This is a genomic window from Pantoea sp. CTOTU50773 (genome assembly GCF_032082325.1).
Lineage (GTDB): Bacteria > Pseudomonadota > Gammaproteobacteria > Enterobacterales > Enterobacteriaceae > Pantoea > Pantoea communis.
Genome location: NZ_DAMDQC010000188.1, coordinates 1 through 7734 on the forward strand (window position 1 = coordinate 1; position 7734 = coordinate 7734).

7 protein-coding genes are annotated in these 7734 nt (G+C 54.3%); 3 read left to right on the top strand and 4 right to left on the bottom strand.

What is annotated here, in order from left to right:
* A partial coding sequence (gene uxuA / locus RT340_RS20420; RefSeq protein ID WP_313377594.1) for a mannonate dehydratase occupies nucleotides 1-465 on the bottom strand: 465 nt, incomplete at its 3' end.
* 375 nt (nucleotides 466-840) lie between these two features.
* Here uxuA and RT340_RS20425 point away from each other — a divergent pair.
* Together RT340_RS20425 and RT340_RS20430 are read left to right on the top strand one after the other, a co-directional pair.
* Complete coding sequence (locus RT340_RS20425) at nucleotides 841-2142, top strand: MFS transporter (RefSeq protein ID WP_034827231.1); 1302 nt, start codon at nucleotides 841-843, stop codon at nucleotides 2140-2142.
* A 15-nt stretch (nucleotides 2143-2157) separates the two neighbouring features.
* Nucleotides 2158-4551 (top strand): glycoside hydrolase family 31 protein, encoded by a 2394-nt coding sequence (locus tag RT340_RS20430; protein ID WP_313377595.1) that lies wholly within the window; start codon nucleotides 2158-2160, stop codon nucleotides 4549-4551.
* Nucleotides 4552-4641: 90 nt separating this feature from the next.
* Here the strand turns inward: RT340_RS20430 and RT340_RS20435 are convergent, their stop codons facing one another.
* Together RT340_RS20435 and RT340_RS20440 are read right to left on the bottom strand one after the other, a co-directional pair.
* Nucleotides 4642-5187: an NUDIX hydrolase gene (locus RT340_RS20435; RefSeq protein WP_313377596.1), complete on the bottom strand. Its 546-nt coding sequence runs from the start codon at nucleotides 5185-5187 to the stop codon at nucleotides 4642-4644.
* A 70-nt stretch (nucleotides 5188-5257) separates the two neighbouring features.
* Complete coding sequence (locus RT340_RS20440) at nucleotides 5258-6139, bottom strand: LysR family transcriptional regulator (RefSeq protein WP_313377597.1); 882 nt, start codon at nucleotides 6137-6139, stop codon at nucleotides 5258-5260.
* 105 nt (nucleotides 6140-6244) lie between these two features.
* Here RT340_RS20440 and RT340_RS20445 point away from each other — a divergent pair, with 105 nt between their 5' ends.
* Nucleotides 6245-7339, top strand: coding sequence for an NADH:flavin oxidoreductase (locus RT340_RS20445; RefSeq protein ID WP_313377598.1), 1095 nt, complete (start codon nucleotides 6245-6247; stop codon nucleotides 7337-7339).
* Nucleotides 7340-7402: 63 nt separating this feature from the next.
* On the opposite strand, the gene RT340_RS20450 is transcribed toward RT340_RS20445, so the two are convergent.
* Nucleotides 7403-7734 (bottom strand): ParB-like protein (locus RT340_RS20450; protein ID WP_313377599.1); only part of this gene is annotated, 332 nt, incomplete at its 5' end.

Sequence of the window (7734 nt, forward strand, 5' to 3'; positions counted from 1 at the left end):
TATTTCCGTGGCGCTGTAATCCTTCTCCGCACCGGGACGTTGCAAAATGTGCAGCTCAAATACGGCAAATTCGATCTGATCGAAACGCAGCGCTTTCGCGCCATCGGGTAACAGATATTCAAGGTCTGTGCGCGTCCAGTCGAGAATCGGCATAAAGTTGTAGCAGACGGTTTTAATACCGCACTGCGCCAGATTTCGCAGAGACTGCTGGTAATGACGGATCCACTTCTGACACTCACCGCTGCCGGTTTTTATCTCTTCGTGAATCGGCACGCTTTCCACCACTGACCACACCAGCCCAGCGGCTTCCACGATGGCTTTGCGCTGCATAATTTCGTCCACCGACCACACTTCGCCGTTAGGGATGTGGTGCAGGGCGGTGACGATGCCGGTCGCGCCAGCCTGTCGTGCATCGGCAAGAGAAACGGGATCATTTGGGCCATACCAGCGCCAGGTCTGCTTCATGTTGTTACCTCTTTTAGGTCCTGAAAATGAAACCCAGGACAATTCTTATATTGGTTGACCTATTTATCGGTTAGCGCACCGCTTATGGCGTGGATTGCGCTCTCAGAGCCTAAAATTCGGCTCTTTAACGTCTGATGTCAACCTCGCAAGCCATTTTGGTTAACCAGATCACAAATGCGGCATCTGAGTGGCGACCAGGTTCCGCATCTGTGGTTCACTCCTGGCGGATGGTTAGAGATGACTCACTGAAGTCGCTCCTCAACAACAAGCAGCAATTCCTGGGCGGCAGCCAGCGATATTTCCGGTTTATCGCTTGCCCGCGCATTCACTACAGGATTTGTAAGCTCATGATGTTAAAAAAGATTGGAGAACCAGATGAACCGCAGTTTGAATCCAGGGATCGCTGCCGCTGGCAGCAAACGCACCTTCCGCAATTTGCGCTGGTGGGTATTGGTGTTGTTCTTAGCGGGCGTTACCGTCAACTACATCACGCGTAACTCATTAGGCATTCTGGCACCTGAGCTGAAAACCAGCCTGGGCATCACCACTGAACAATATTCATGGATCGTCGGTGCGTTTCAGCTGGCGTATACCTTCTTTCAACCAATTTGCGGCTGGCTGATTGATGTCATCGGCCTGAAAGTCGGCTTCCTGATTTGTGCCTCGGTCTGGGCGGTCGCCTGTCTGTTCCATGCAGGCGCGGCGAGCTGGGTACATCTTGCCATTCTGCGTTTTGTCATGGGCGGAGCGGAAGCCGCAGCCACGCCAGCCAACGCCAAAGTGATAGGCGAATGGTTCCCGAAAAAAGAGCGTCCGGTTGCAGCGGGTTGGGCCGGCGTGGGCTTCTCAATTGGCGCTATGCTGGCGCCGCCCATCATCTACTTCGCGCACGCTTCTTTCGGCTGGCAGGGCGCTTTCCTGTTTACGGGTTGCCTGGCACTGGCGTGGGTAGTGCTCTGGTGGTTGCTGTATCGCGATCCGGAAATTCATCCCAATCTGTCTGCATCGGAACTGGAATTTATTCGTCAGGATAATGAACCGCCTGCTGTCAAATTACCGTTCTTTAAAGCCCTGAAAAGCGTCTCAAAAAACAAACGTTTTTACGGTATCGCCATTCCCGCCTTTATGGCCGAACCGGCGTGGGGCGTGCTGAGTTTTTGGGTGCCGCTCTACCTGGCGAAAGATCTCGGCATGGATCTCAAACAGATCGCCATGTTCGCCTGGATGCCATTCCTCGCGGCGGATCTCGGCAGCGTCGCCAGTGGCTATCTGACGCGCCTCTACACCCGCCTGTTTGGTTTCAGACTGGTCAACTCCGTGGTTGCCAGTTCGGTCACCGGCGCTTTCCTGATGCTCTCCCTCGCATTGGTGGCGATGACCAAAGATCCCTACGTGGCGATTGCACTGATCTCGATTGGTGGTTTCGGTCACCAGATCATCTCCTGCATGCTCAGCGCGCTGGTGGTGGAGAAGTTTGATAAAGGCCAGATGGCCACCGTCAATGGCATGCGCGGTTCCTTCGCGTGGATATCCAGCTTCCTGTTCTCACTGGTAATTGGTGTCACCGCCGACAAGATTGGCTTTAACCCGTTATTTGTCGCCATGGGCTTCTTCGACCTGATTGGCGCGGTCTTCCTGATTGCATTTATTGCTGAACGTCGCGCCCAGCGCGCCTGATTAAAGTAGGTAACAATGAAAACCTTAAAGAATTGGTCACTCACGCATTCTGATCAACACCATGTTGCGTTAACCGTCGATGGGAAGTACCAGCTGAACCTATTCGTGCTGGAATCAGGCATGTTCCGTGTTTCGATTAAACGTCAGAGCGGCTATGCACTGGACCGCACCTGGAGCATAGCGCCAGACAGCGATGTGCAGTGGGAAGGGCGTCCACGTGACAGCCTGGCGGGCTTTACCCTGCCAGGGTTCACGTTGGAAGAAGAGGGCGATACGCTGGTGGTTTCCACCGATGTGCTGCGCGTGATTGTCCATCAGCCACTGGCGCTGGAGTGGCAACATCGTGATAGCGCTGGCGCCTGGCAACTGCTGACCTGCGACCGCCCAACCAGTGCCTACCTGATTAACGCGCACGGCGATGGCGTGGCGCACTACCAGCGTCGTATGAATGACGATGCCTATTACGGTCTTGGCGAGAAAACCGGTGACCTTCAACGCAATGGCAAACGTTATGAGATGCGTAACCTCGATGCGATGGGCTACAACGCCTCGTCAACCGATCCGCTGTACAAACACGTGCCGTTTACCATTACGCGCCGCAGCGATGTGAGTTTCGGTCTTTACTACGATAACCTCAGCAGCAGCTGGTTTGATCTCGGTAACGAGCTGGATAACTACCATCAGCCTTATCGCCGCTGGCAGGCGGAAAGCGGGGATATTGATTATTACCTGTTTGTTGGCAACAAAGTGTTGGATGTCACCAAGGCCTTTGTGCGCCTGACCGGTAAAACGCTGTTTGGCCCAAAATGGAGCCTCGGTTACAGCGGCTCAACCATGCACTACACCGATGCACCGGATGCACAAAATCAGCTGATGAACTTCATTCGCCTGTGCGAACAGCATGATATTCCGTGCGACTCTTTCCAATTGTCATCGGGTTATACCTCGATCAATAACAAGCGCTACGTGTTCAACTGGAACTACGACAAAGTGCCACAGCCGGAAGTGATGAGCCAGGCGTTCCACGATGCCGGTTTGCGTCTGGCTGCCAACATCAAACCTTGCCTGTTGCAGGACCATCCGCGCTACGAAGAAGTCGCGGCGCAGGGCTTGTTTATTCGCGATTCAGAAGAAGATGCGCCAGAGCGTTCAGTGTTCTGGGACGACGAGGGTTCACACCTCGATTTCACCCATCCTCAGGCGGTGGCGTGGTGGCAGGAGAACGTCACCCAACAGCTGTTGGCGAAGGGCATCGATTCGACCTGGAATGACAACAACGAATATGAAGTGTGGGACGGCGAAGCGCGTTGCCATGGCTTTGGTACGCCCATCGCCATCAAGCATATTCGCCCGGTGATGCCGTTGTTGATGATGCGTGCGTCGATGGAAGCGCAGCAGCGTTTCGCGCCAGAGAAGCGTCCTTTCCTGATCTCGCGTTCTGGCTGTGCCGGTATGCAACGCTACGTGCAGACATGGAGCGGCGATAACCGTACTAACTGGACGTCACTGCGTTACAACATCCGTATGGGCCTGGGGATGAGCTTGTCGGGTCTGTATAACGTCGGGCACGATGTCGGCGGTTTCTCAGGTGATAAGCCGGACGCTGAACTGTTTGTACGCTGGGTACAAAACGGCGTAATGCACCCGCGTTTCACCATTCACTCGTGGAATGACGATCACACGGTGAATGAGCCGTGGATGTATCCGTCGGTCACGCCTGCGATTCGTGCTGCAATCGAACTGCGTTATCGCCTGTTGCCGTATCTGTATACCTTACTGTGGCAAGCGCATGCTGATGATGAGCCGATGCTGCGTCCAACCTTCCTCGACCATGAGCAGGATAAACAGACTTTCGCCGAGTGCGATGAGTTTATGCTGGGCCGCGATTTGCTGGTGGCCAGCGTGGTGGAAGCAGGACAGCGTGAACGCAGTTTGTGGCTGCCAGATAACCAAACTGGCTGGTATGACTTCGCAACGCAACAGTGGTACAGCGGCGGTCAATGGATCACGCTGCCAGCACCGCTGGAAACCCAGCCGATGCTGGTTCGCGCCGGTGCGGCCTTGCCACTGAGCCAGCGTCTGCGTCATGTTGATGCACAAGCAGATGACCGTCGCACGCTGCAACTTTATCCATTACAGGGTAAAGGCGAGAGCAAAGGCCTGGTATTTGAAGATGACGGTGAGTCCTGGGGTTATCAGCAGGGTAATGCGCTGTGGTTAAGCTGGGAGATGCGCAGCGATGCCGAGGCAATCCACCTGAGCTTCACACGCAAAGGCGATTATCAGCCAGCATGGAAAACGCTGCAAATTGCTTTGCCAGCCGGAGAACGGCGCCAGCTTTACATTGATGGTGTCGCGGTTGCTGCGGCAGATGCGCAAGCAGTGCTGGCGGAGATAGCGAGTCACTAAGCGTCATTGTTCAGGGAGGAGTGCGCAGCAATGCGCACTCTTCAAACGCACAGCGACCTGACATCAATGTGGCCCTGTGCGTTACCCGGCTTAATCAAGCAACCCTTTGGCCCGCGCCAGTAAAAACGCGGTCACTGAAGTGGCATCGGTCACTTTACCTTCCAGCACGAGCTGCAGAAACTCGCTGATTTTCATTTTGTGTGCAGTGAGTCCGACTTCCTCGGCATCCAGATTCTGCCCTTCATAGCGTAAATCGCTGGCAAGATAGATGTGATAACCCTGCGCGGAGTATCCCTGCGCCAGTTTTTGATAGCCCACGTACTGCCAACGATCGGCAATCAATCCCGTCTCTTCCTGCAGTTCGCCTGCCGCCAGTGCTTCCGGTGTCGCACCGGGGTCCAGCTCCCAGCTGCCTTGCGGCAACTCAATGGTGCGCTCACTTATCGGATAACGATACTGTTCCACCACAAAGATGCTGTCCTGCTCCACCGGAAGGATGACGACAAAATCGTTTTTTTCGATCACCGAATAGAGACCTTCGCTGCCATCGGCACGCTGAATTTTGTCTTCCTTTAACGTCATCCAGCGGTTGCGATAGATTTCCGTTGATGCGAGGGTTTGAATTTCAGGTTTCAAAAGGGGCCTCCATGAAGTGAATCAGTGAGTCAACGATTTAAGCCTATAAACGGGGTGTCGTGACAGGTAACTAATCTGTTTTTTCCATCGCTTGTTTTAACGCATGAAGAAATACCGTCACCCGTGCTGGCAACTGGCGAGTCGTGGGGAACAATGCCCAGACACCAAGAATCTGCGGTTGAGCATCCTGTAATTCAATGGCGATGAGCTCGCCTGAAGCGAGCTCTTCACGGATGTCCCACTCAGATAACTGAGCAATGCCGCTTCCCGCCACGCACAGAGTACGCACCCCTTCCACGTTACTGCCACTGAAACGGCCTTCCACGCTTAAGCTCGAAATATGCCCATCAATGATGAAGCTCCACTGCACCACGCCTGAGAGTCGCAGGCAGTTGTGATGATGTAAGTCGTTTAATGTCTGAGGCGTGCCGAAGCGTTGAAGATAATCGGGTGAAGCACACAGCATACGCGGGTTGTTAGCGAGACGGTGAGCCACTAAACGGGAGTCACGCAGCGGTGCAATGCGGATAGCGACATCGTAGCCCAAACCTACCAGGTCGGTGACGTCATCGCTCAACTGAAACTCAATGCGTAGTTCCGGGTTGGCCTCCATCAAGGCAGGCAACAGCGGAATGATGGTGCGACGACCAAAGCCAGAAGGCGCCGTAATCCGCAGCTGGCCAGTTGCACCTTGCTGGTGTGGTGAAAACAGATTGCGTGCGCTCTGTTCGGTTTCCGCCAGCGATTTCGCATAGGGCAGAAACTCTTCTCCCTCGACGGTGAGCGCGATGGAGCGAGTCGTGCGATGCATCAGCCGCACGCCGAGATCGTCCTCCAGCGAGGCCAGCCGACGCGACACCGTCATCGGCGTAGTATTCAGCCGCCGTGCCGCCTGCGTCAGGCTGCGCGTTTGCGACACCATGAGGAAAACCTCAATATCTTTGGAGTGCATTGTAACGATTTCCGTTATACAGACGTATCATCTTCGGTCATTTTTGCCGCTAAAGCGACACACTACAATGCGCTCTGACGATAATCAGGGAACACGATGTAGCAAATGGCCGATAAAAACTTATTTCAGAGCGGGACATTAAATCGACTCGCGCTGAAAAACCGCATCATGGTGGCACCCATGACGCGTATCTCCGCCACGGTAGATGGCGTACCGGGTGACCGCATGAAGCACTATTACGAACGTTTCGCGCGGGGGGGTTTTGGCACCATCATCACCGAAGGGCTGTATATCGACGAAGCCTGGTCGCAGACGTATGCGTTTCAAGCGGGGCTGGTTAATAGCCGCCAGGTCGCAGGCTGGCGAGCCATTACTGATGGTGTGCATCAGTATGGTGGCAAGATCATTGCGCAACTGATGCACGCCGGTGCGATTTCCCAGGGCAATATTTACCGACGCGATACCCTGGCTCCCTCCGTCGTGCAACCGCGTGGAGAACAGCTGGGCTTTTATCATGGTCATGGCGACTATGCGTTGCCAGGAGAAATGAGCGAAGATCAGATTCAGCAGGCGATTGACAGTTTTGCCGAGACCGCCGCGCGCGCTATTGGCGTAGCGAGATTTGATGGCATTGAAATTCACGGTGCCAATGGCTACCTGCTCGATCAATTCTTCACGGATTACACCAATCAGCGTGGTGATCGTTGGGGCGGTGATATCGCTGCCCGCCTGTCACTGACCCTGGCGGTGATCCGCGCGGTACGCCAGCGTATAGGCCACGATGTCACTTTAGGTGTGCGTATTTCACAGGGCAAAGTGAATGATTTCCATCATAAGTGGCAGGAAGGAGAAGCGGGCGCAAAACAGGTGTTTCGCTTATTGGCCGAGTCAGGTATTGATTACCTGCATCTCACCGAATACGACGCACTACAACCCGCTTTTGCGGACAATGCGCTTTCGCTGGTACAGATAGCGCGAGAGGCAGCACCAAGCCTGACTATTGTGGCGAATGGTTCGCTGTCAGACAGCCGTGCCGCCTCTCAGGCGCTGGAGCAGGGGGCGGATTATGTGGCGTTGGGCAAAAGTGCATTGGCCAATCCCGACTGGCCGATGCGTGTCCGTGATGCAGCAGCCTTGCGTGAGTTTGATAAAAATCTGTTAGCCCCTTCCGCGCATGTTAAGGATTGCGAGCTGGCGTAAGAGGTTAATCGCATCGGAAGATGGTGATCAGTACGGGGGCACGACATGTCCCCGTACTGACTATTATTCTTTAAATGCCCAACCCAATTTTCCATCCGCAGAAATCATTTTATCGAGTTTCTTCGCGTTGACCTTTTTCATCGCCCCCAACTTTTCAGCGGTGAGCGGTCCGGCGTCGCTCTGGGCAATCACCGTGTCTTTAGGTACGTCGGTGATTTTTTTAGCAATGGCGGTGACCGCTGCGCCATAGCCTTTGCGATCGTGCAGATCGAATGATTTCAGCGGCAGTTCAGTCTCCAGCCATTTACCCCAGTAGAATTCAAGGAACGGCGGCGGATTGTCCTCTTTCTCAAAGCCGATATCGCGCACGAAATAGACCAGCGAACGATATTCAT

Excerpts from the sequence above, each read along its gene's own strand:
- RT340_RS20425 (WP_034827231.1), top strand. The coding sequence starts at position 841 with ATGAACCGCAGTTTGAATCCAGGGATCGCTGCCGCTGGCAGCAAACGC.
- RT340_RS20430 (WP_313377595.1), top strand. The coding sequence starts at position 2,158 with ATGAAAACCTTAAAGAATTGGTCACTCACGCATTCTGATCAACACCAT.
- RT340_RS20440 (WP_313377597.1), bottom strand. The coding sequence starts at position 6,139 with ATGCACTCCAAAGATATTGAGGTTTTCCTCATGGTGTCGCAAACGCGC.
- RT340_RS20445 (WP_313377598.1), top strand. The coding sequence starts at position 6,245 with ATGGCCGATAAAAACTTATTTCAGAGCGGGACATTAAATCGACTCGCG.